Here is a 21606-nt window from a genome sequence, read left to right as displayed (position 1 = left end):
CAGAAGGGGCTTGACCTCTCCTGCTGCTGCTCCGCGCTCAGACCAGGCGGCGCGACCCCTCCGGCACCACGCGGAACCACCGCGCGCCGTAGCCGTCGACGCCGATCGCGACCGAGCCGTCGTCGCCGATCGGCTGCGATTCGCCGCCGAGGGAGTCGACCAGGCGCGACCCCGGCTCGGTGCCGGGCAGCGTGATCGTCACCGTCCGCGGGCTCGACGCGAAGCTGTGCACCGCGACGGTCGTGCCGGTCGAGGCGGACATCCGGTGCGCGAACACGCAGGACTGATCGGCCGGGAGGTGGGTGTACTCGCCCCAGCCGATCTCGGGCGAGCGGCGGTACAGCCACGCGAGCGCCTTGATGTGCGCGAGCAGCGAGTCCGGCTCCCGGAGCTGGGCGGCCGCATTGACGTGCTCCGGTCCGAAGCCGCCGCCGGGCGGGGCCGCGATCAGGTCCTCGGCGTCGGCCCGCGAGAAGCCGCCGTTCGCGGCCGCGGTCCACTGCATCGGCGTGCGGACGGCGCTGCGGCCCGGGATGTCGGCGTTCTCGCCCATCCCGATCTCCTCGCCGTAGTACAGCACCGGCGAGCCCGGCAGCGAGAAGAGCAGGCTGTAGACCATCCGGATGCGGCGCGGATCGCCCCCGAGCATCGGCGGGAGGCGGCGGACGATGCCGCGGCCGTGGATCCGCTGCGACTCCTCCGGGGCGAACGCGGCGAAGACCTCGTCGCGCTCGTCGTCGGAGAGCTGGGAGAGGGTCAGCTCGTCGTGGTTGCGGACGAAGTTGGCCCACTGGCTGCCGACCGGGATCGGCGGGCGGCTCGCGATCGCCTCGACGAGCGGCGCCGCGTCCCCGCGCGCGAGCGCCAGATAGAGGCGCTGGTTGCCGATGAAGTCGAACTGCATCGACAGCTCGTCGGCGTCCTCGCCGCCGAAGAACGCGAGCTGCTCCTCGCGGGTCGTGTTGACCTCGCCCAGCAGCATCGCCTCGCCCGAGCGCCGGCTGATGAAGCGGCGCAGCAGCCGCAGCCACTCGTGCTCGTCGCGCGCGCCCGGCTCGACGAGGTAGGGCACCGCGTCGACGCGGAAGCCGTCGACCCCCAGCTGCAGCCAGAAGCCGACCAGCTTCGCGATCTCGTCGCGCACCGCCGGGTTGTCGGTGTTGAGGTCGGGCTGGTGCCGGTAGAAGTTGTGCAGGTAGTACTGGCCGGCCTCCTCGTCGAGGCACCAGACGCCGTCCTCGACGTCCGGGAAGACGTTCTCCGGCTGGTCCGCCGGCGGCTCGTCGCGCCAGACGTAGTAGTCGCGGTACGGGCTGTCGGGGGAGGAGCGCGCGGCCTGGAACCACGGGTGCTGGTCGCTGGTGTGGTTGACGACGAGGTCGACGATGACGCGCATCCCGCGGTCGTGCGCCGTGCGGATCACCTCGACGAGGTCGCCGTGGTGGCCGTAGCGCCCGTCGACGCCGTAGAAGTCGCTGATGTCGTAGCCGTTGTCCTTGCCGGGCGAGCTGTAGAACGGCGCGAGCCAGAGGCAGCCGACGCCGAGCTCGGCCAGGTAGTCGATCCGATGCGCGAGGCCCTCGAGATCGCCGACGCCGTCGTCGTCCCAGTCCATGAAGGTCTTGACGTCGAGGTTGTAGTAGACGGCGGCGCGCCACCACAGGTCGCTGGTATCGGTGACCCTCACGCGCTCGGCTCCGCGCTCGTGCGGGCGTGGGCGGTCTGGGCGGGCGGTGTCGTGGAATGCAGTCTCGGGGCGTGCGGGATCACGGCGTGCGGTGTCATGGCGCTCCAGGCTCGGGTCGGGGCGTGTCGCCCTCGACGCTAGATGCGCAACGGACCCGCGTCTCCTCGTTGATTTCTCAGGCAGCGGGCCGGGATCCCGTCCGGCGCCCACCCACTCCTCGAAAGTTGCGGTAGTCGACCGCGACTACCGCAACTTCTGGAGGGTCGCGGCTGGCGAGCGAGCGGGGGTCGCGGTCGAGGCCGCCCACTCCTCGAAAGTTGCGGTAGTCGGGTGCGACTACCGCAACTTTTGGAGGGTGGCGGTCGACTAGCGGGCCGGGTCGCGATCGGCGCCCACCCACTCCTCAGAAGTTGCGGTAGTCGGGCGCGACTACCGCAACTTTTGGAGGGTGGGGTGGGGCAGACGCCGGCGCGCGGACGGCCGCGTCAGTCGCGGGCGCGGCGGGTCTCCTTGGCGTTCGCGCGCTGGAGGGCGTCGACGAGCTCGGCCTTGGTCATGCGGGAGCGGCCGGAGACGTCGAGGCGCTTGGCGAGGTCGAGGAGGTGCGCCTTCGAGGCGTTCGCGTCGACTCCACCGGCCGTGTCACCGCTGCCGTTCGCACCGCGCTGGGCGGCGCGGTCGTCCGAGGGGCCGCTCTCGTCCTTGCGCTCCCAGTGGTCGCCGACCTTCTCGTACTCGTGCTTGAGCGCGGCGAAGGCGGTGCGGTGGGCGCGCTCACCCTCGCCGTAGCTGTCGACCGCCGAGTCGTGCGCGGCCGACCACAGCTTCTGCGCGTGCTCGTCCGACCGCTCGATGGTCGACGGGATCTCCTCTTTCGCGGGCATCGGGCCCCCCTCTCGTCCGTCCCGACGCTACGACCCCCCGCTCGCGCCGTCACCCCGTTGACGACCCCGCGAGATGCCACTTGTGCACGCTTTCGACGGCGTGTCGCGTGCACAAGTGGCATCTCGCGAGGGGGGGAAGAGACGTCAGGCGAGGAGGCGGGTGTGGAGGAAGGCGCTCGCGAAGCGGTCGGTGGGGTCCCAGGAGGAGCGGAGGGTGCGCCAGTCGTCGAGGTGGGGGTAGAGGGGGGCGATGTCGGCGGCGGTGGCGAGGAAGTGCTTGCCCCAGTGCGGGCGGGCGCCGAGCGGGAGCAGCGCGCCCTCGACGGCGGGGAGGACGGCGTCGACGCCGGCGCGGTCCTTGGCGAAGGTGAAGTGGATGCCGACGCTGTCGCGGCCGGACGCGGGGGAGAGCCACTGGTCGTCGCCGGCCATGGTGCGCAGCTCGGTGATCAGCAGGACCTCGTCGATCCGCTCGCCGATCGCGCGCAGCGCCACGATCGCCTCGCGGATGTTCTCGCGCGGCACCATGTACTCGCTCTGGATCTCGTCGCCGGCGCTCGGCTCGCGGTCGAGGCGGAAGTGCGGGAGCCGCTCGGACCAGGGGCCGACGGAGCCGCCGAACGGGTTGAGGTTGGAGTCGACGCCCTCGGAGACGGCGAACAGCGAGGCCGAGGCCGCGACGGCGCCGAGGTGGGTGGCGTCGACGTCGGCGACGGAGCCCTGCTCGACCTTGGTCTTCAGCCAGAGCTGCTCGACGGTCGGGCTCGACCAGTGCGTCATCAGGCTGACGCTGTAGGCGGAGGAGGTGATCGCGTCGAAGTCGTCGAGCACGCGCTCCCACGGCAGGTCGACGAACGCGTCCTGGCGGACGTCGAAGGTCGGCTGGATGTCGAGGGTCACCCGGGTGACGATGCCGAAGGCGCCGAGCCCGACGACGACGCCCTCGAAGCCGGGCTCGCCGCGGCGGATGGTGCGCAGCGAGCCGTCGGCCGTGACCAGCTCGAGCGCCGAGACGGCGGAGGAGAGGTTGGCGTTGCGGTCGCCCGAGCCGTGCGTGCCGGTGGAGATCGCGCCGGCGACCGAGATGTGGGGGAGCGAGCCCATGTTGTGCAGGGCGTAGCCGTTGCTGTGCAGGTGGGAGGCGACGATGCCGTAGCGCGTCGCTCCGCCGACCGTGATCGTGTTCGCGTCGGCGTCGATCACCGGGTCGGAGGCGATGCGGCCGAGGTGCAGCAGCGCCCCGGGGGTGTCGGGGAGGGCGTTGAAGGAGTGGCGGGTGCCGAGTGCGCGGACCCGCTCGTTCGTGCGGACGAGGTTCTGCACCTCGTCGATCGACTCCGGCTCGAGGATGTCGGCGGCGCGGTACTCGTAGGTGCCCGCCCAGTTGCTCCGTTGCGTCATGTGCCCATTCTGCCGGGCTCGCGGCCGTTTTGTTGCCGCGTCCAACGAATTGGCGGCGAGCATGCGGCGGCGAGCCCGGCGGGGTGGGCCGGCGGCGGGCCCGGGAGGGTGAGCCGGGGCGGCGGGCCCGGCGCGGTGCTCAGTAGTCGATGCGCCCGTGGCGGTCGTGGAACTCGCCGGTCGGGCCGTCAGGTCCGAGCAGGGCCAGCGCGACGGTCGCGTCGGTCCCCTCGGTGACGGTCTGGTGCCCGCCGTGGCCGTTGAAGTCGGTCGCGGTGTAGCCGGGGTCGCTCGCGTTGATCCGGAACCCGGGCAGGTTCTTCGCGTACTGGACGGTCAGCGTGATGACCGCGGCCTTCGACGCGGCGTAGGGGACGGCGTTCACCGGGTGCTCGTCGCGGCCGGGGGTGGAGAGGGCGAGCGGCCAGCCGACTCCGGACGCCACGTTCACGACGACGGGCGCGGCCGAGCGGCGCAGCAGCGGCAGCGCGGCCTGGGTGACGCGGACGATGCCGACGACGTTGGTCTCGAGGACGCTCGCCATCGACTCCGGGGTCAGGTCGTCGACGCCGAAGGAGGTGCCGAGGATCCCGGCGTTGTTGACCAGCACGTCGAGGGCGGGGAGCGAGGCGAGGGCGGCGTCGACGCTCGCCTGGTCGGTCACGTCGAGCTGCAGGGCGTGCGCGCCGAGGGCCCGCACGGCGTCCCCGGTCGCGAGGTCGCGCATGCCGGCGTAGACGGTGTGGCCGGCCTCGATCAGGCGGCGGGCGGTCTCGAGGCCGAGGCTCTTGTTGGCCCCGGTGATCAGTGTCGTTGTCATGGCTCCATGCTCCGCCCCGGCGCACGGCCCGCCCAGGCCCCGGTCGACGGGAGGACCAGCAGTACCAGGACCGGGAGCCCGCACCCGGGGGATCATGGGGGCATGAGCGAATTCGCGGACGTCCTCCGCTCCTGGCGCGAGCGCGTGACGCCCGCCGAGGTGGGGCTGCCCGCCGGTCCGAGCCGTCGCACGACGGGGCTGCGCCGCGAGGAGCTGGCCGCGCTGGCCGGGGTGAGCGTCGACTACATCGTGCGGCTCGAGCAGGGCCGCGCGGTGCATCCGTCGGCGCAGCTGCTCGGCGCCCTGGCCTGCGCGCTGCGGGTGACGGAGGCGGAGCGCGACCATCTCTACCGGGTGGCGGGCATTGCTCCGCCGACCGCGACGCAGGTGCCGCAGCACATCACTCCCGGTGTGCAGCGGATCGTCGACCGCTGCGGCGACGTGCCGCTCGCCGTCTTCAGCGCGGCGCACGACATCCTGCTGTGGAACCCGCTCTGGGCAGCGCTGAACGGCGACCCGTCCCTCCGCACGGGACTCGAGCGCAACCTGGTCTGGCGCTACTTCACCGAGGGGCACGAGGGCACCGAGTTCGACGACCAGCACGCGGAGGACTTCGCGAACGATCTGACCGCGGACCTTCGCGCCGCGGTCGGGCGCTACCCCGACGACGCGGCCCTCGCGCACCTGGTGGCGCGGCTGCGGGCGGCCTCGCCCGACTTCGAGCGCCGCTGGGCCGTCGCGCGGGTGGCCGAGCACCGCTCCAGCCGGAAGACGGTCACGAGGACGCCGGTCGGGCCGATCACGGTCGACTGCGACGTGCTCGCGGTGCCGGGCGGCGATCTGCGGATCGTCGTCTACACGGCGACGCCGGGCTCGACCGACCAGACGCGACTCGATCTGCTCCGCGTCACCGGGCTGCAGGAGCTCGTGGCGCACTGACCGTTGCGGCCGGTCGGTCGTCGGAGAGTGCCGGAGCACCGAGTCGGTGCCGCCGCTCGATCGCCTGGCCCGCATAGCTCGCCGCGATGATCAGGGCCGCTCCGATCGCGCCGAGCGGTCCGATCGCCTCTCCGGCGACGACGACCCCGACGGCCAGCGCCCAGACGGGCTCGGTCCCCATCAGGACGCTGGCGCGCGCGGCCGACGCGCGCCGGACGGCCCAGAGCTGCACGACGAACGCGAAGACCGAGCAGAGCAGCCCGAGGAAGAGCACGCCGGCCCAGCCGCGGGCGTCGAGGGCCAGCGCGGCGGCGGGCAGGCTCGGGCCGGCGAGCAGCGAGAAGGCGGCGGCGCAGACGAGCAGCTGCACGAGGACCACGCCGAGCGAGCCGTCGGACCGGGTGCGGACGAGCCGGGCGCTGGCGGTGACGTGCACCGCGCGCACGACGGCCGCCGCGAGCACGAGCGCGTCGCCCGCGGTCGGCGCTCGCAGGCCGCCGTTCGAGACGAGCAGGGCGACGCCGACCACCGCGGCGACGGCCGTGACGAAGAAGGAGCGCGGCAGCCAGGACCGCGACGCGAGGCCCTCGAGCGCGGGGGTCAGCACCAGGGTGAGGCTGATCAGCAGGCCGGCGTTCGTCGCCGAGGTGAGGTGCACGCCCCAGGTCTCGAGGGCGATGACGGCGGCCTGCGAGAAGCCGAGGAGCGCGGCGATCGCGAGTCCGCGGCCGCGCGGCAGGCGCTCGCGGCGGCTCAGGCAGAGCAGGGCCAGCGCGGCGGCGGCGACCAGGAAGCGCAGGGCGAGGGTCGAGGGGACGCCGATGTCGGCGGCCACGTCCTTCGCGGCGACGAAGCTCGCACCCCAGACGGCGGCGACGCCGAGCAGGAGCAGGTCGGCGGCGCGGTCGGCGCGGAGGCGGGGCATGCGGTCAGCCTCGCGCGGCGGACGCGGAAGAGCCAGCGGACATCACTTCATCAACGGTGAAGCGACCGCTTCATGGTTAGGCTCGCGCGTATGGATCCCGCACGCCTCCGCCTGCTCCGCGATCTCGGCGACCGAGGGAGCGTCGCGGCCGTCGCCGCCGCCCTCGGGATCAGCCCCTCCGCCGTCTCGCAGCAGCTCGCCGCCCTGCAGGCCGGGGTGCCGGTGCCGCTCACGGTGAAGCAGGGGCGGCGGCTCGTGCTCACCGAGGCCGGCGAGGCGCTCGCGGTCGCGGGGACGCGGGTGCAGGAGGCGCTCGCCGCGGCGGAGGACACCATCGGCTCGTTCCTGCGCCACGACGACCGCGCGGTGCGGGTGTCGGCGTTCCACAGCGCGGGGCTGGCGTTCTTCGGCCCGCTGCTCGCGGCGCTCGAGGGCGGTCCGCGGGTGGCCCTCGCCGACGCGGACGTGGCGCAGGGCGACTTCGCCGGGCTCACCGCCGACCACGACCTCGTCGTCGCGCACCGCCTGCCGCAGGATCCGGAGTGGCCGCGGACCCGGCTCGTGGTCACTCCGCTCCTCGTCGAGGCGCTCGACGTCGCGCTGCCGGCGGCGCATCCGCTCGCCGCGCAGTCGAGCATCCGCCCCGAGCAGCTCGCGGACGAGGCGTGGGTGTCGACGCACGAGGGCTTCCCGCTGACGGGGGTGCTCGAGCACCTGGGTGCGCTGATCGGCCGCGCGCCGCGCATCGCGCACCGGATCAACGAGTTCTCGGTCGCGGCGCAGGTGGTCCGCGCGGGCGCGGTGGTCGCGATCCTGCCGCGGATCACGGCGGCTCCGCTCGCGGTGGACGGCATGGTGCTCCGCCCGCTCGAGGGCGCCGGCCTGGCTCGGCACGTCGATGTGCTGGCCCGCCCGGACGCGCTGGCCCGCACCGCGGTGCGCACGGTGCTGGCGGCGCTGCGCCGGGTGGCGGCGGACGCCGGCTGAGAGCGGGGTCTGCAGGCTCGGGTCCCGGCGGAGGTGGATCTCGATACGCCCGCTGCGCGGGCTACTCGATCAGCATGAACGGGCTGCCCTGCACGATCGGCACGAGAGGTCCGCCCGTTGCGCGGGCTGCTCGATCGGCCTTCGCCCGCGGCTCGGCGCTGTGCTCGCTCAGAACATCAGCCGAGGGCGCGCGTCATCGCTGATGCGCGATGAGATCGGCTTTCCGCTGATGTTCTGCGCGGAGAGAACGGAGGGTTCAGTCGGTGGGCACCGCTCCGCAGGTCGCACTCTCGTGCCGCTCCGCAGAACGCGGAGCAGTGAGGGGAAGCAGCGGTCGAAGACTCCGCGATCCGTGGAGTCGCCATCCGGGATGCGAGGCTGGAAACCTCACCGCAACACGGTTTGTCCGTGCATCGGGGAGTCGGGGCCGTCGCGGCGCGGAAATCCTCCGTGCGACGACGCGGCGGAGTGCCCGGCTGCGGTCGACTGGGTCAGCGCCGCCCCCTCGGCGCGTGCCTTCCCCCGGGCCCGCCCCTCCGGTCCGCCCCTGCACCCCCAGCCCCCGACGCCTCTTGGAGCCCGCATGCCCCGCACCGCCCCGTCCCGGTCCCGCCTCCGCTCCGTGCTCGGCGCCCTCGCCGTCGCCGTCGTCGCCGGCACCACGCTCGCCGCCTGCTCGAGCGGCTCGGACGCCGCCGGGTCCGGCGACGCCGGCTCGTTCGGCGAGGCGACGATGCAGCTGTCCTGGGTCCCCCACGTCGAGTTCGCGGGCGAGTACCTCGCCGACGCGAACGGCTACTTCGCCGACGCGGGCTTCGACTCCGTCACCCTCACCCCCGGCGGCACCGGTGCGACCGGCGCCGAGACGGCCATCGCGAGCGGCTCCGCCTTCGCCGGCGTCTCGTCGCCGCTGATCACCGGCCCCGCGATCTCGGAGGGCGCCGAGATGAAAATCGTCGGCGCGACCTACCAGAAGAACCCCTTCGCGATCGTCTCGCTGACCGACGCCCCGATCGAGACCCCCGAGGACATGGTCGGCAAGACCATCGGCGTCAGCGACAGCAACGACCTCGTCTGGCGCGCCTTCCTCGCCGCGAACGACATCGACGAGGACGACGTGACGCGCGTGCCGCTCACCGACTCCACCCTGCTCACCACCGGCCAGGTCGACGGCTACATCGGCTACGCGACCGCCGGCGCCAACACGCTCAACCAGCGCGGCTTCTCCGCGCAGCAGTTCCTGCTGGCCGACACCGGCCTGCCGATGGTCGGCGAGACCATCGTCGTGGCGCAGGAGAGCATCGACGACGACCGCGAGAAGGTCAAGGCGCTGCTCTACGCGGTCGCCCGCGGCTGGCAGGACGCCGTCGCCGACCCGGACGCGACCGCCGCGACCGTCGTCGCCGACTACGCCGCCGACCAGAACTACAAGGTCGAGGAGCAGGCGCAGGTCATGGTCACCCAGACCGAGCTGATCAGCACCCCCGACACCGACGAGAACGGCCTGCTCACCATCACGCCGCAGCTGCAGGAGGAGTCGGTCGCCTCGCTCGCGCTGACCGGCATCGAGCTCGACGCCGACGAGCTCTTCGACACCACGCTGATCGACGAGGTCTACGAGGAGCACCCGGAGCTGCTCGAGGGCTGACCCTCCCCGGCCGGGCCCTGCGAAGGACCCGGCCGCAGCACCACGACGGACCGCGCGGAGAGGACGAGCAGTTGACCACCATCGAGAACGAGGGCATCCGCCTGTCGGGCCTGAGCAAGCGCTTCGACCTGGGGAACCGGTCGGTGCAGGCCCTAGCCGAGGTCGACCTCGTCACTCCGCGCGGCTCCTTCCTGTCGCTGCTCGGCCCCTCCGGCTGCGGCAAGTCGACGATCCTGCGGATGCTGGCGGGCCTGGAGAAGCCGACAACCGGCTCCGTCTCGATCCACGGCACGCCCGTGCTCGGCACGAAGCGCTCGGCCGAGCTCGGTATCGCCTTCCAGGACTCGGCGCTGCTGCCGTGGCGCTCGGTCCGCTCGAACGTGCGCCTCCCGCTGGAGCTGACCAAGCAGGCGGCGAAGCGCGACAGCATCCCGGACCTGCTCGACCTCGTCGGGCTGACCGGGTTCGAGGACGCCTACCCCTCGCAGCTCTCCGGCGGCATGCGCCAGCGCGCCTCGATCGCCCGCGCGCTGGTCGTGCAGCCCGATCTGCTGCTGCTCGACGAGCCGTTCGGCGCCCTCGACGACATGACCCGGCAGCGGCTGAACCTCGAGCTGCAGCGGATCTGGACCGCGCGCCCCGCGACCACGCTGATGGTCACGCACGGCATCGCGGAGGCGATCCTGCTCTCGGACACCGTCGCCGTGATGTCGCCGCGGCCCGGCCGGATCGTCGAGGTGATCGACATCGACCTGCCCCGCCCGCGGACCGTCGAGATGCTGCGCAGCCCCGAGTTCCACGCGATCGAGGACCGCATCACCGACATCCTCTTCTCCCAGCACGGCGTGGCGATGGAGGACGAGGCGTGACGCCCTGGATCCGCACCAACTGGCGCGTCCTCGCCGGGCTCGCCGTCTTCGTGGCGGTCTGGTGGATCCTCGCCGACACCGTCTACCGCGAGAGCCGCGCCGTGCCGAGCCCCGGCGCGATCATCGCCGCGTTCGTCCGCGACGGGCCGCTCTTCTACCTCCGGAACGTCGGCGACACCGTGCTCGCCGCCGGCCAGGGCTACCTCTGGGGCAACCTGGCGGCGCTCGCGCTCGCCGCGGTCGCGCTGCTGCTGCCGTGGACCCACCGCGTGATCGAGCAGATCGGCGTGATCAGCCACTGCCTGCCGCTGACCGCGGTCGGCCCGGTGATCCTGGTGATCTTCGGCGGCCGCACGACCTCGATCTTCCTCGCCGCGCTGCTGGTCTTCTTCACCACGCTGATCGGCGCGCTGCTCGGCGTCCGCTCGGCGCCGCGCACCGCGCTCGACCTCGTCTCGGCGTACCGCGGCGGGCGCTGGGCGCAGATCGTCAAGGTGCAGGCCATCGCGGCCGTGCCCGCGACGATCACGGCGCTGCAGGTCGGCGTGCCGGCCGCGATCCTCGGCGCGGTGCTCGGCGAGTACCTCGGCGGAGTGACCACCGGCCTCGGCGTCGCCCTCGCGGTCGCGCAGCGCCAGATGGACGTCGAGCGGGCCTGGGCCTTCGCGGTCACCAGTGGGCTCGTCACGATCATCGGCTACGCGCTGATCGCGGCGCTCGGCCGCTGGCTGATGCCGCTGGCGGTCGGCCGCCCGCGCGCCGCCCGCCGCCGCGCCCGCGTCGAGGTCGCCCGCAGCACGGGAGGCGTCGTATGAGCACCGCGACCCGCCCCCGCTCCTCCTCTTCCTCCTCCCGCGCCGCCCGCCGCCCGAGCGACCTCACCGGCGGGATGGTGCTGCGCATCGTCCGCGGCGAGCTCGTCCCGCTCGCGGTCGCCGCGGTCCTCGCGCTCGCCTTCTGGTACGCCTTCCTCGCGATCACCGACATCTCGCCGCTGCTCGGCAAGACGCCGACCGACGTCGCCGAGTACCTCTTCGTCGAGGCCGACGCCGCCGAGAACCGCGCGATCGTCTTCGGCAATCTCGGCGTGACGGCGGTCGACGCGCTCGTCGGCTACGTCGCCGGCCTGCTGGTCGCGCTCGCGATCGCGGTGCTGTTCGTGCTGATCCGCTCGCTCGAGGCGACGGTGATGCCGATCGCGATGCTGCTGAAGTCGATGCCGCTGATCGTGGTGACGCCGCTGGTGACCCTCGCGATCGGCAACGGGATCGGCGCGGTCGCGACCGTCGGCGCCATCGCGGTCTTCTTCCCGGCGCTGGTCACGGTCGGCTTCGGCCTCCGCTCGCTCTCGCGCGAGTCGTTCGAGCTGGTGTCGGTGTACGGCGGCTCGCCGATGGACGTGCTGCTCAAGGTGGCGCTGCCGACCGCGGTGCCGGCGATCTTCGCGGCGGCCAAGGTCGCGGTCCCCTCCGCGCTGAGCGGCGCGATGCTGGCCGAGTGGCTGGCCACGGGACAGGGACTCGGCGGCGCGGTGCAGCGCGCCTCCGCCGGATTCCGCTACGACGAGCTGTGGGCGTCGCTCGCGGTGATCACGGCACTGGGAGTCGTCGCCTACGCGGTCGTCGCGATCGGCGAGCGACTGGCGGCCGTCCGCTTCGGCGGACAGAACTGAGGACGGGCATGAGCACGAGCACCACGACCATCACCGGGAGCGTCTGGGACGGCACCCGCGCCCTCGGCACGGCGACCCTCGCCTGGAGCGGCGACGCGATCGCCTCCGTCGAGGCGGCCCCGGCCGGAGCGGACCCGGGCGCCTTCTCGATCATCCCCGGCCTCGTCGACACCCACGTGCACCTCGGCGCCTACTCGGGCGAGGGCACGGCCGACTTCGCCTCCTGGCCGCTGGTCACCCCGCGCGAGGAGCGCGTCTTCCACATCGCGAACAACGCGCGGAAGGCGGCGCGCGCCGGCGTCACGACGCTGCGCGACCTCGGCGCGGACGAGCTGCAGATGACCGTGGCGCGGATGTTCGAGCAGGGCATCGCGGAGGGTCCGCGGATCGTCACGCACGGCGCCGTCGGCATGACCGCCGGCCACGGCGACCTCTTCGTGCCGCCGCACTACCCGCACCGCGACCGCGTCGCCGACAGCCCCGACGAGTGCCGCCGCCTGGTGCGCACCTGGGCGCGGGCCGGCGCCGACGGCATCAAGATCTACACGAGCGGCGGCGTGCTCTCGATGGGCGACAAGGTCGGCTGGCGCAATCAGACCGATGAGGAGATCGCGGCGACGATCGACGAGGCGCACGCGCTCGGGATGCCCGTCGCGGCGCACACCCACTCCGTCGTCGGCCTCGACCGCGCCCTCGCGCTCGGCGTCGACTCGATCGAGCACGGCACCGCGATCGGCTCGCAGCACTGGGCGACGCTGGTCGAGCGGAACCTGCCCGTCGCGCCCACCCTCTTCATCAACGACGTGATCGCGGCCGGTCGCGCGCCGTCGTCGCCGGAGGCGTCGCTGAAGGCGCAGGACGTCGTCGCCGTGCGCGACGCGGGCTTCCTCGCCGCGGGCGAGGCCGGGGTGCGCTTCGTGCTCGGCACCGACGCGAACGGCGTCTACGTGGACTGGGGCGAGCAGCTCGACGAGGTGCGGCGGATGCGGGAGTCGTTCGGCTGGAGCTCCGAGCGCGCGCTCGTCGCGGCGACCTCGGACGCGGCCGCCGTCGTCGGCCTCGGCGCGAAGGTCGGCCGGCTCGCTCCCGGCTTCGGCGCCGACTTCGTCGTGCTCCGCGGCCGCCCGTGGGAGAGCATCGACGACCTGCGCGCCGAGAACATCGTCGCCGTCGTCTCGCGCGGCCGCGTCGTCTCCGGGGAGCTGCCGCGATGACGGCCACCGCGACCCGCCGCTTCGTGAACGCGGAGGCGCTCGGCGCGCCCCGTGGCGCCTACAGCCATGCCGTCGAGGCGCACGGCGTCGTCTACGGCTCGGCGATCGGGCCGTTCGCGCCCGGCGACGGCTCGGTGCCGGAGGGGGTGGCCGCGCAGACGGCCGCGGCCCTGGACAACATCGAGCGGCTGCTGGCGACCGAGTTCGGCCTCGGGCTCGGCGACGTGGTGCGGATCACGCTGATCCTCAGCGACTTCGAACGCGACTTCGCCGCCGCGTCCGAGGTCTACGCCGCGCGGTTCGCCGTCGATCCGCCGGCCCGCACCGTGATCGGCGCGGTGCTGCCGGGGCCGCTCGTGGCGATGGACTTCATCGCCGCGCGGCCCTGAGCCGCACGCCGCTCCGCCCCGCACCCCGCCCTCCCCACTTCGCCCCGTCACTCCTCGCCCCCTCGACGAAAGGCTCCCGTGACCTCCGACTCCTTCCTCCGCGACCTGCCCAAGGTCGAGCTGCACGTGCACCTGGAGGGGACGCTCGAGCCCGAGCTGCGCGCGCGGCTGGCCGAGCGCAACGGCCTGCCCGTGCCCGAGGCGCTCGCGTACGACTTCGACTCGCTCGCCTCCTTCCTCGCCGTGTACTACCCGGCGATGGACGTGCTGCGCGAGGAGCAGGACTTCTACGACCTCGCGACGGAGTACTTCCGCCGGGCCGCGGCGGACGGCGTCGTCCGGGTCGAGGCGTTCTTCGATCCGCAGGCGCACACCTCGCGCGGCGTGCCGTTCGAGGCGGTGATCGGCGGCTACCACCGCGCCGCGCAGGACGCCGCCGAGCTGGGCGTCGACGCCGCACTGATCCTCTGCTTCCTCCGCGACCTCTCGGCCGAGAGCGCCGCGGAGACGCTCGAGCGCGCGCTGCCGTTCGCCGACCGCCTGATCGGCGTGGGCCTGGACTCGGACGAGCGGGGCAATCCGCCGGCGAAGTTCCGCGAGGTGTTCGCGCGGGCCCGCGAGGCCGGGCTCCGGCTGACGATGCACTGCGACGTGGACCAGCCCAACGGCGTCGAGCACCTGCGCCAGGTGCTCGAGGAGATCGGCGTCGACCGGATCGACCACGGCACGAACATCGTCGAGGCACCCGAGCTGATCGACGTGGTGGTGCAGCGCGGGCTCGCGCTGACCTGCTGCCCGCTGTCGAACTCGTTCGTCTCGAGCGACTCGAAGGCGCCCGAGATGCGCGCGCTGCTGGAGCGCGGCGTGCGGGTGACGGTCAACTCGGACGACCCGGCCTACTTCGGCGGCTACATCGCCGACAACTACGTCGCGCTCGCCGACGCCGGCTTCACCCGCGACGAGCTGGTGCAGCTGGCGCGCAACTCGGTGCTCGGCTCCTGGGCGTCCGACGCGGTGAAGGCCGAGCTGCTGGCCCGGATCGACGCGCACGCCGCCTGACCCGCGGTCGCGCGCGCGAGTGGACCCGGATCGGGCCCCGGATCGGCCGCAGGGCCCCGTTCGGGTCCTCTCGCACGCTCGCCGTCCGTCGAGTGGACGCTGAACGGGGTCCGCGACGGCGGCGGAGCCCCGTCCGGGTCCGGTCGCGGGCGCGGCGCTCCAGGCGCGCCGCTCCAGGCGCGCTGCGCAGGTGCTCGTCGCTCAGTGCTGGTGCTCGTCCTCCCAGCGGGGGAACGGGTCGTCGAGGACGCCCCAGAGGTCCGGGCCGGCGAGGAGCTCGCGCGGTGTGAGCAGGCAGCTGCTCAGGACGCGGGTCAGCTCGTCGACGTCGAGGTCGCGGCCGAGGACGACGATCTCCTGACCGACCGGGGCGTCGACGGACCAGCTGCGGATCGTCGTCGGATCGAGCGCGACGACGTCGCCGGCGATCGACCAGGACGCGACCCGGTCGGCCCGGCTGGCGAGGCGGACCAGGCCGCGGGAGCGGTGGATCCGGCCGACCCGCGAGGGGACGAGGTCGGCGGCCACGGCCGCGTGCAGGCGACCGGGGTGGAAGGGCAGCGGGTCGCGGAAGACGTGCGCCCTCACCGATCCCGAGTCGATCGGCAGGCCCCGGAGCGCCCGCTGCCAGCCCAGGTCGGAGGCGAGGCGGTGCGCGCGCTGCGGGCTGAGCACGGCCCGGCGCTCCCGGTAGCGGTCGAGGTCGCGCTCGGCGAGGATCTCCGCACCCGGCGAGAGCGCGCGCAGCAGATCGAGGGCGGCGTCGTCGTCGCGGTGGCCGTCGGTGAGGACGATCAGACCCGCGAACTCGAGGCGGCCGGCGAGCCGCTCGGCCCGGTCCCACTGCGGGGAGTCGTGCGGCGGGTCCTGCGCAGCCCCGGCGTCAGCCCCCTCGCCGAGCAGCACCCGCGACACCTCGTCGAGCGACGTGACGGCGACCACGTCGAGCACGCCGATCCGGGTGTCGCCCGGGTGCCGGCGGCCGAGGAGGTGCTCGAGGACGAGTCCGACCTCCATCGGGTCGGCGACCGGATCGATCGACATCACGGTGATCCCGGTCTCGCCGTCGTCGGCCTGGCGGGCGAGCTCGGCGGCCAGCTCGACGGCGAACTCCGCGCTGTCCGAGTCGGGCAGCTCCACGACGAAGCCCTCGACGGAGGTGACGCCGCCGCTCAGCAGCCGCGCGATCCGGGCGCTGTCACGCGCGTCGGTCGCGCTGACCAGGGTCACGGCGAGGACGGGCGGGCGCGGGGTCGGGCTCGGAGTCTGCATGGTGCCCTACTCTAAACGAGAATCGTTCTCGATAAGAAGGAGCAGCCGTGAAGGTCCGCAACTCGCTGAAGTCCATGAAGAGCATGCCGGGGTCGCAGGTCGTGCGCCGCCGCGGCCGGGTTCTCGTCATCAACAAGCTCAACCCGCGGTTCAAGGCCCGCCAGGGCTGACGCCGGGCGCGCGCTCGGGGGTGGGCTGCGGTCAGCCCTCGAGGGCGTGCCGGACCGCGTCGTCGACGATGTGGCTGACGTGGGTGTCGGCGACGGAGTAGTGCGCCTCGCGGCCGATCCGCTCGACGGCGACCAGGCCGGCCGACCGGAGGGTGCGCAGGTGCTGCGAGACGAGCGGCTGGGACAGCCCCGTCGTCTCGGCGAGGTGCCCGACGGTCGACCGCTCGAGCGCCAGTGCGCGCAGCAGCCGCAGCCGCGAGGAGGACGACAGCACCTTGAACAGCTCGGCGGCGGGTTCGAGATCCTCGGTCATCTGCACCTCCACGTCATCTGCTCATCCAAGCAGACGTGCATGCGTCCCGCGGCGCCCTTCCCTGCTCAGGGGCGGATCTCGACCCGCCCGCTGCGCGGGCTGCTCGATCAGCAGGGAGAGCATGCTGGTCGAGTAGCCCCGAAGGGGCGTATCGAGACCCGTCGTCCCCGACGCCGCCTCAGTGGGCGAGGGCGCCGTCGGCGACGAGGCGGCCTTCGGCCAGCTGCACCACGCGGTCGGCGAGGGCGATCACGGCCGGGTCGTGCGAGACGCAGGCGACCGTGACGCCGCGCTCCGCCTCGCTGCGCAGGATCTCCCGGATCCGCTCGGCGCTCGCCGCGTCCAGCCCCGTCGTCGGCTCGTCGAGGAGCAGCAGGTCCGCCCCGCGCGCCAGCCCCTGCGCGAGCAGCGCCCGCTGCCGCTGCCCGCCGGACAGCACGGCGAACGGCTCGCCCGCGAGCGCGGTGATCTCGAGCCGCTCCATCGCCGCGGCGACCTCGGCGCGCAGGCCCGGGCCGACGCGGCGCCAGCGGCCGGTGCGCCCCCAGACGCCCACGGTGACGACGTCGCGCACGGTGACGGGGAGGCGGTCCGAGACGGCGGTGCGCTGGGGGACGAAGGCGATCGCGGCAGTCGCCGAGCGCGAGCCGCGGGTGGGCACTCGCGTCCCGGCGACGACCTCCAGGAGCGTCGACTTGCCCGCTCCGTTCGGGCCCGCGAGGACGGTGAGCGAGCCCGGCGGCAGGTCGAGGTCGACGTCGTCGAGGGCGGTCCGGTCGCCGAAGTCGACGCCGATCCCGCGGAGGCCGACGCGGTCGGAGGAGTGGGGAGGGATCGACGACACGCCTCGATGCTACAGGTTTGATAACGCTTCTCATTATCGGCTACGGTCGAGCACCATGCCTGCCCTCCTCTCCGGGATCCTCGAGCCGTTCGCGCTCGACTTCCTCCAGCGCGCCCTCCTCGGCGGCGCCCTCGTCGCCGTCCTCTGCGGCGTCGTGGGGACCTGGGTCGTCATCCGCGGCATGGCCTTCCTCGGCGAGGCGCTCGCCCACGGCATGCTCCCCGGCGTCGCCCTCGCGACCGTGCTCGGGGCGCCCGTGCTGGTCGGCGGGGCGGTGAGCGCCGTCGCGATGAGCCTCGGGATCGCCGCCCTGCAGCGCCGGGGCCGGCTCTCGTACGACACCAGCATCGGCATGCTCTTCGTCTCGATGCTCGCGCTCGGAGTGATCGTCATCAGCCACTCGGGCAGCTTCGCGACCGACGCGACGTCGATCCTGTTCGGCGACATCCTCGCCATCGCGCCCCTCGACATCGCCCTGCTGGCGGTCGCGGCGGGGGTGGGGCTCGCGGTCGCGGCCGTGTTCCACCGGTCGCTGGTGGCGCTCGCGCTGGACCACCGGATCGCCGCGGTGCTCGGACTCGGGCCGCGCTCCGCCCAGGCCGCGCTGGTCGGGCTGGTGACGCTCGCGGTCGTCGCCTCGTACCAGGCCGTCGGCTCGCTCCTCGTCGTCGGTCTGCTGCTGGCGCCGGCCGTCGCCGCGGGGCACTGGACGACGCGGATCCCGACCCGGATGGTGCTCGCCGCCGTGCTCGGCGTGCTCTCGGTCCTGGTCGGCCTGCTCGTCTCCTGGCATGCGGCGACCGCCGCCGGTGCCTCCGTCGCGGCCACCGCCATCGCCGTCGCCGGGCTGTCCTGGGCGCTGCGGGCGGCGACCGCGGTGCGGCGTCCACGCGCCGCCGGCGTCCCGGTGCCCGCGTGACCGGCCAACCTCCCGCCCTCCGCCGACCCCTCCGAAAGGACCCCGTGCTCTCCCGCTCCACCCGCTCCTCCCTCCTCCTGGGCGCCCTCGCCCTCGGCCTCGCGGCCTGCTCGACCGAGACCGCCGCACCCGCCGACGACGCGACCGGCGCCGCGACCGGCGAGGGCCACGGTGCGGTCTCCGGAGCCGCGGAGCTCGCCGAGCCGCGCCTCGGGCTCACCTGGATCGACCCCGCGGGCGCCGTCTCGCACCTCGACCTGCTCGACGAGAGCGTCGCCGAGCTCGGCACGATCGGGGAGCCCTCGGCGCTGACGACCGACGGGCGCTACCTCTTCGCCCAGACCGCCGCCGGCGTCGAGATCGTCGACAGCGGGGTGTGGACCTGGGACCACGTCGACCACTTCCACTACTACCGCGCCGACCCGAGGCTCCTCGGCACCGTCGAGGGCGAGGGGGAGGCGGTCGTCGCCACCACGAACCTCTCCACCTCCGGCGGCACCGGGCTGCACTTCCCCGGCTCGGGCGAGGCCGTGCTGCTCGACACCGAGGCGCTGTCGAAGGGCGAGATCAGCGAGTCGTTCCGCCTCGAGGGCGAGCCCGGGCCCGGGATGGTCGTCCCGGTCGGCTCGTTCGCCCTCGTCACCGACGGCTCGGGGGAGTCGGCGTCGGTCGTCGCGCACACGGCCGACGGCGAGCCGACCGGCCTCCGCGAACAGTGCCCCAACCCGGCGGGGACGATCACCACCCGCGTCGGCGCGGTGATCGGCTGCGCCGACGGCGCCCTGCTCGCCACGGTCGACGGCGACGAGCTGAGCGTCGAGCGGATCCCCTACCCGGCCGGCGCGACGGCGCCCGCGGCGACCGGCTTCGCGAACCGCGAGGGCCGACCGACCGTCGCCGGGCTCGCGGGCGACACCGGCATCTGGCTGCTCGACACCCGCGACCGCTCCTGGACGCTGCTCCCCGCTCCCGCGCCGCTGGCCCAGGTGACCGCCGTCGACGACGAGGACGAGCACGTGCTCGCGCTCGCGACCGACGGCCGGGTGCTCGTGCTCGACGGTGCGGACGGCGCGCTGCTCGCGCAGACCGAGCCCCTGGCCGCGGAGTCGCTGGCGGCGGAGTCGCTCGCCGCGGGCCTCGCGCCGACCCTCGTCGCCGATCAGCAGCGCGCCTACCTCAGCGCGCCCGCCGAGCGGCGGCTGCACGAGATCGACTACGCCGACGACGCCCGCCTCGCGCGGAGCTTCGACACGGCGACCGAGCCGGCGTTCACCGCCGAGACGGGACGCTGACCGTGGGACGCACCCGCTCCGCCCACCGCGCGCCCTCCCGCCGCTCGCCCCGCCGCTTCCCGCTCGCCGCCGCCGCCGCCGTCGCCCTGCTCGCCCTCACCGGCTGCTCGGCCGCCGCGGACGACCGCCCGCTGGTGATCGTCTCGACCAACATCCTCGGCGACGTCGTCGAGCGGCTGGTTGGCGACGAGGCCGAGGTCGTGACGCTGATGAAGCCGAACGCCGACCCGCACTCCTTCGAGATCTCCGCGCAGGAGGCCGCGCGGCTGCGTTCGGCCGACCTCGTCGTCTCGAACGGCCTGGGCCTCGAGGAGGGCCTGCAGCAGCACCTCGACGCCGCCGCCGCCGAGGACGTCGCGATGTTCGTCGCCGGCGAAGCCGTCGAGGTGCTCGACTACCGGGAGGGCGACGCCGAGGGCAGCCCCGACTCGCACTTCTGGACCGACCCCGCCCGCATGATCGACGTCGTCGACGCGCTCGCGCCGGTCCTCGCGGAGCTCGACGGGGCGAATCCGGAGGCCCTCGAGCGCAGCGCCGCCGACTATCGCGCCGAGCTCGAGACGCTCGACGCCGAGATGACGGCGGCCTTCGCCGCGATCCCGGAGGAGCGCCGCGCCCTCGTCACCAATCACCACGTCTTCGGGTACCTCGCCGACCGCTTCGACTTCGACGTCGTCGGCGCGGTCATCCCCGGCGGCACCACCCTCGCGGCGCCGTCCGCCTCCGACCTCGCCGACCTCGTCGACGCGGTCGAGACCACCGGCGTCCCCACGATCTTCGCGGAGTCCTCGTCTCCCGACCGCCTGGTCCAGGCGCTCGCGAGCGAAGCCGACATCCGCGTCGAGGTGGTCGAGCTGTTCACGGAGTCCCTGACCGGACCCGAGGGCGGCGCTCCCGACTACCTCGCCATGATGCGCGTGAACACGCAGCGCATCGCCACCGGGCTCTCTCCCTGAGCGCCCACGACCAGCACCAGGAGAACGACATCCACATGCGCACCCCCCAGTCACCCCGAGCGCCCTTCCGGCGAGCGGGCCTCGGCCTCCTCGCCCTCGGCACGATCGCGACCCTCGCGGCCTGCTCCTCGAGCGGCGCCCCCGCGGCCGACTCCACCGCCGGCAGCACGCCGACCGCCGCCGCCGAGGCCGGCCCGCGCGTCGCCGTCGCCTACGAGGGCGGCATCCTCGTCCTCGACGGCGAGACCCTCGAGACCGTCGCCGACGTGGACTCCGAGGAGTTCACCCGCCTGAACCCGGCGGGCGACGGCCGGCACGTCATGGTCACCATGAGCGAGGGCTTCCAGCTCCTCGACACCGCCGCCGGCACCGACGGAGAGCCTGAGCTGACCGACGTCGTCTTCGCGGCCGACACCCCCGGTCACGTCGTCCGCCACGGCGGCAAGACGATCCTCTACGCCGACGGCACGAGCGACACGACGGTCTTCGAGACCGCCGATCTGGCGTCGTCCGAGGGCCTCCCCGAGCTGGAGACCATCGCGGGCGTCGAGGCGCACCACGGCGTCTCGATCGTCCTCGAGGACGGCACCTTCCTGACCACGGTCGGCAATGCCGACGGCCGCACCGGCATCGAGGTGCGCGACGCCTCCGGTGCCGTGACGGCCACGAACGACCAGTGCCCCGGCGTGCACGGCGAGGGCACGGCCGAGAACGAGGTCGTGGTCTTCGGCTGCGAGAACGGCGCCCTCGTCTACGACGGCGGCGAGATCACCAAGCTCGAGGCGCCCGACCAGCCGTACGGCCGGATGGGCAACGCGTGGGTCAGCGAGACCAGCCCGATCGTCGTCGGCGACTACAAGGACGACCAGGACGCGGAGGGCTACCTCCTGCACCGCCTCGCGCTGATCGACACCGAGGCGAAGACCCTCGACGTCGTCGACCTGCCCGAGGGCGTCGAGTACACCTTCCGCGGTGTCGCGCGCGGCCCGGACGACCTCGCCTACCTGATCGGCTCCGACGGAGCGGTCCACGTGATCGACCCGGAGACCGGCGAGATCATCGAGTCGTACCCCGTCGTCGACGCGTGGCAGAGCCCGGTCGAGTGGCAGGACCCGCACCCCGCGATCACCGTCGCCGGTGACATCGCCTACGTCACCGACCCCGCCGCGGACAGCATCCACGCGCTCGACCTGACCACCGGCGAGGTCGTCTCCACGGCCGATTTGGGCGTCACGCCGAACGAGATCGCGGTCGCCGCGAGCTGACAACCGATGGGCTGGCGGCCGCGAGCCGCTGGACGCGACGACGGAGGGCGCGGGGTGTGATGCCCCGCGCCCTCCGTCGTC

General features: G+C 73.7%; 22 protein-coding genes. 14 read left to right on the top strand and 8 right to left on the bottom strand.

The window, feature by feature from the left end:
- Positions 1–37 precede the first annotated feature (37 nt).
- From HQQ82_RS09885 to HQQ82_RS09870, 4 genes are all read right to left on the bottom strand, one after another.
- Entirely contained in the window at positions 38–1687 is a 1650-nt protein-coding gene (locus HQQ82_RS09885; RefSeq protein WP_173232834.1) for an alpha-amylase family protein, read from the bottom strand.
- Positions 1688–2172: 485 nt separating this feature from the next.
- On the bottom strand, positions 2173–2571 hold the full coding sequence (locus HQQ82_RS09880) for a ChaB family protein (protein WP_173232833.1): 399 nt from the start codon (positions 2569–2571) through the stop codon (positions 2173–2175).
- A gap of 144 nt (positions 2572–2715) precedes the next feature.
- Positions 2716–3972: a D-arabinono-1,4-lactone oxidase gene (locus tag HQQ82_RS09875; protein ID WP_173232832.1), complete on the bottom strand. Its 1257-nt coding sequence runs from the start codon at positions 3970–3972 to the stop codon at positions 2716–2718.
- A 139-nt stretch (positions 3973–4111) separates the two neighbouring features.
- Positions 4112–4792: an SDR family NAD(P)-dependent oxidoreductase gene (locus HQQ82_RS09870; protein ID WP_173232831.1), complete on the bottom strand. Its 681-nt coding sequence runs from the start codon at positions 4790–4792 to the stop codon at positions 4112–4114.
- A 102-nt stretch (positions 4793–4894) separates the two neighbouring features.
- Between HQQ82_RS09870 and HQQ82_RS09865 the strand changes: the two genes are divergently transcribed.
- Positions 4895–5731 carry a helix-turn-helix transcriptional regulator gene (locus tag HQQ82_RS09865; protein ID WP_173232830.1) on the top strand — a complete coding sequence of 279 codons (837 nt, stop codon included), beginning with the start codon at positions 4895–4897 and terminating at the stop codon, positions 5729–5731.
- On the opposite strand, the gene HQQ82_RS09860 is transcribed toward HQQ82_RS09865, so the two are convergent.
- Positions 5700–6656, bottom strand: a complete 957-nt coding sequence (locus HQQ82_RS09860) for an EamA family transporter (protein ID WP_173232829.1) — start codon at positions 6654–6656, stop codon at positions 5700–5702. The two genes, HQQ82_RS09865 and HQQ82_RS09860, sit on opposite strands and share 32 nt — an antisense overlap.
- Before the next feature lie 90 nt (positions 6657–6746).
- Here HQQ82_RS09860 and HQQ82_RS09855 point away from each other — a divergent pair, with 90 nt between their 5' ends.
- From HQQ82_RS09855 to add, 8 genes are all read left to right on the top strand, one after another.
- A complete protein-coding gene (locus tag HQQ82_RS09855) occupies positions 6747–7643 on the top strand; it encodes a LysR family transcriptional regulator (protein ID WP_173232828.1) in 897 nt (298 codons plus the stop codon).
- Positions 7644–8226: 583 nt separating this feature from the next.
- Positions 8227–9291: an ABC transporter substrate-binding protein gene (locus tag HQQ82_RS09850; protein WP_173232827.1), complete on the top strand. Its 1065-nt coding sequence runs from the start codon at positions 8227–8229 to the stop codon at positions 9289–9291.
- A 71-nt stretch (positions 9292–9362) separates the two neighbouring features.
- Entirely contained in the window at positions 9363–10160 is a 798-nt protein-coding gene (locus HQQ82_RS09845; RefSeq protein WP_160091056.1) for an ABC transporter ATP-binding protein, read from the top strand.
- On the top strand, positions 10157–10975 hold the full coding sequence (locus HQQ82_RS09840; protein WP_216848437.1) for an ABC transporter permease: 819 nt from the start codon (positions 10157–10159) through the stop codon (positions 10973–10975). The genes HQQ82_RS09845 and HQQ82_RS09840 overlap by 4 nt, the downstream gene beginning before the upstream one ends.
- On the top strand, positions 10972–11832 hold the full coding sequence (locus HQQ82_RS09835) for an ABC transporter permease (RefSeq protein WP_173232826.1): 861 nt from the start codon (positions 10972–10974) through the stop codon (positions 11830–11832). Before HQQ82_RS09840 ends, HQQ82_RS09835 begins: the two co-directional genes overlap by 4 nt.
- Before the next feature lie 8 nt (positions 11833–11840).
- The gene (locus HQQ82_RS09830; protein ID WP_173232825.1) at positions 11841–13046 is read left to right on the top strand and encodes an amidohydrolase family protein; all 1206 of its coding nucleotides are present in this window, start codon (positions 11841–11843) and stop codon (positions 13044–13046) included.
- Positions 13043–13435: a RidA family protein gene (locus HQQ82_RS09825; RefSeq protein WP_173232824.1), complete on the top strand. Its 393-nt coding sequence runs from the start codon at positions 13043–13045 to the stop codon at positions 13433–13435. Before HQQ82_RS09830 ends, HQQ82_RS09825 begins: the two co-directional genes overlap by 4 nt.
- A gap of 78 nt (positions 13436–13513) precedes the next feature.
- Complete coding sequence (gene add, locus HQQ82_RS09820; protein ID WP_173232823.1) at positions 13514–14494, top strand: adenosine deaminase; 981 nt, start codon at positions 13514–13516, stop codon at positions 14492–14494.
- A 201-nt stretch (positions 14495–14695) separates the two neighbouring features.
- Here the strand turns inward: add and HQQ82_RS09815 are convergent, their stop codons facing one another.
- Positions 14696–15766, bottom strand: a complete 1071-nt coding sequence (locus HQQ82_RS09815; RefSeq protein ID WP_173232822.1) for a GTP-binding protein — start codon at positions 15764–15766, stop codon at positions 14696–14698.
- Between the two features lie 47 nt (positions 15767–15813).
- Between HQQ82_RS09815 and ykgO the strand changes: the two genes are divergently transcribed.
- Positions 15814–15936: a type B 50S ribosomal protein L36 gene (ykgO, locus tag HQQ82_RS09810; RefSeq protein WP_173232821.1), complete on the top strand. Its 123-nt coding sequence runs from the start codon at positions 15814–15816 to the stop codon at positions 15934–15936.
- A 31-nt stretch (positions 15937–15967) separates the two neighbouring features.
- Here ykgO and HQQ82_RS09805 read toward each other — a convergent pair whose 3' ends face one another.
- Positions 15968–16249, bottom strand: coding sequence for a helix-turn-helix transcriptional regulator (locus HQQ82_RS09805; protein ID WP_173232820.1), 282 nt, complete (start codon positions 16247–16249; stop codon positions 15968–15970).
- Positions 16250–16427: 178 nt separating this feature from the next.
- The gene (gene aztA, locus HQQ82_RS09800; protein WP_367947900.1) at positions 16428–17093 is read right to left on the bottom strand and encodes a zinc ABC transporter ATP-binding protein AztA; all 666 of its coding nucleotides are present in this window, start codon (positions 17091–17093) and stop codon (positions 16428–16430) included.
- Between the two features lie 55 nt (positions 17094–17148).
- On the opposite strand from aztA, the gene aztB reads away from it, so the two are divergent.
- The 4 genes from aztB to aztD all read left to right on the top strand — a co-directional run bounded on the left by aztB (position 17149) and on the right by aztD (position 21525).
- The gene (gene aztB / locus HQQ82_RS09795) at positions 17149–18012 is read left to right on the top strand and encodes a zinc ABC transporter permease AztB (RefSeq protein WP_173232819.1); all 864 of its coding nucleotides are present in this window, start codon (positions 17149–17151) and stop codon (positions 18010–18012) included.
- 44 nt (positions 18013–18056) lie between these two features.
- Positions 18057–19304 carry an ABC transporter gene (locus tag HQQ82_RS09790; protein ID WP_173232818.1) on the top strand — a complete coding sequence of 416 codons (1248 nt, stop codon included), beginning with the start codon at positions 18057–18059 and terminating at the stop codon, positions 19302–19304.
- Between the two features lie 86 nt (positions 19305–19390).
- Entirely contained in the window at positions 19391–20260 is an 870-nt protein-coding gene (gene aztC / locus HQQ82_RS09785) for a zinc ABC transporter substrate-binding protein AztC (RefSeq protein ID WP_254071415.1), read from the top strand.
- 35 nt (positions 20261–20295) lie between these two features.
- Complete coding sequence (aztD, locus tag HQQ82_RS09780) at positions 20296–21525, top strand: zinc metallochaperone AztD (RefSeq protein WP_173232816.1); 1230 nt, start codon at positions 20296–20298, stop codon at positions 21523–21525.
- Positions 21526–21606: the final 81 nt, after the last annotated feature.

The organism is Rathayibacter sp. VKM Ac-2856 (assembly GCF_013205055.1).
Classification (GTDB): Bacteria; Actinomycetota; Actinomycetes; order Actinomycetales; family Microbacteriaceae; genus Rathayibacter.
The sequence above is the reverse complement of the archived record's forward strand: the minus strand, read 5'-3'. Positions and strand labels throughout refer to the sequence as shown.

Excerpts from the sequence above, each read along its gene's own strand:
- HQQ82_RS09875 (WP_173232832.1), bottom strand. The coding sequence starts at position 3,972 with ATGACGCAACGGAGCAACTGGGCGGGCACCTACGAGTACCGCGCCGCC.
- HQQ82_RS09870 (WP_173232831.1), bottom strand. The coding sequence starts at position 4,792 with ATGACAACGACACTGATCACCGGGGCCAACAAGAGCCTCGGCCTCGAG.
- HQQ82_RS09855 (WP_173232828.1), top strand. The coding sequence starts at position 6,747 with ATGGATCCCGCACGCCTCCGCCTGCTCCGCGATCTCGGCGACCGAGGG.
- aztB (WP_173232819.1), top strand. The coding sequence starts at position 17,149 with ATGCCTGCCCTCCTCTCCGGGATCCTCGAGCCGTTCGCGCTCGACTTC.
- aztD (WP_173232816.1), top strand. The coding sequence starts at position 20,296 with ATGCGCACCCCCCAGTCACCCCGAGCGCCCTTCCGGCGAGCGGGCCTC.
- HQQ82_RS09825 (WP_173232824.1), top strand. The coding sequence starts at position 13,043 with ATGACGGCCACCGCGACCCGCCGCTTCGTGAACGCGGAGGCGCTCGGC.
- HQQ82_RS09860 (WP_173232829.1), bottom strand. The coding sequence starts at position 6,656 with ATGCCCCGCCTCCGCGCCGACCGCGCCGCCGACCTGCTCCTGCTCGGC.
- HQQ82_RS09865 (WP_173232830.1), top strand. The coding sequence starts at position 4,895 with ATGAGCGAATTCGCGGACGTCCTCCGCTCCTGGCGCGAGCGCGTGACG.
- HQQ82_RS09835 (WP_173232826.1), top strand. The coding sequence starts at position 10,972 with ATGAGCACCGCGACCCGCCCCCGCTCCTCCTCTTCCTCCTCCCGCGCC.
- HQQ82_RS09830 (WP_173232825.1), top strand. The coding sequence starts at position 11,841 with ATGAGCACGAGCACCACGACCATCACCGGGAGCGTCTGGGACGGCACC.
- HQQ82_RS09880 (WP_173232833.1), bottom strand. The coding sequence starts at position 2,571 with ATGCCCGCGAAAGAGGAGATCCCGTCGACCATCGAGCGGTCGGACGAG.
- HQQ82_RS09805 (WP_173232820.1), bottom strand. The coding sequence starts at position 16,249 with ATGACCGAGGATCTCGAACCCGCCGCCGAGCTGTTCAAGGTGCTGTCG.
- HQQ82_RS09815 (WP_173232822.1), bottom strand. The coding sequence starts at position 15,766 with ATGCAGACTCCGAGCCCGACCCCGCGCCCGCCCGTCCTCGCCGTGACC.
- HQQ82_RS09850 (WP_173232827.1), top strand. The coding sequence starts at position 8,227 with ATGCCCCGCACCGCCCCGTCCCGGTCCCGCCTCCGCTCCGTGCTCGGC.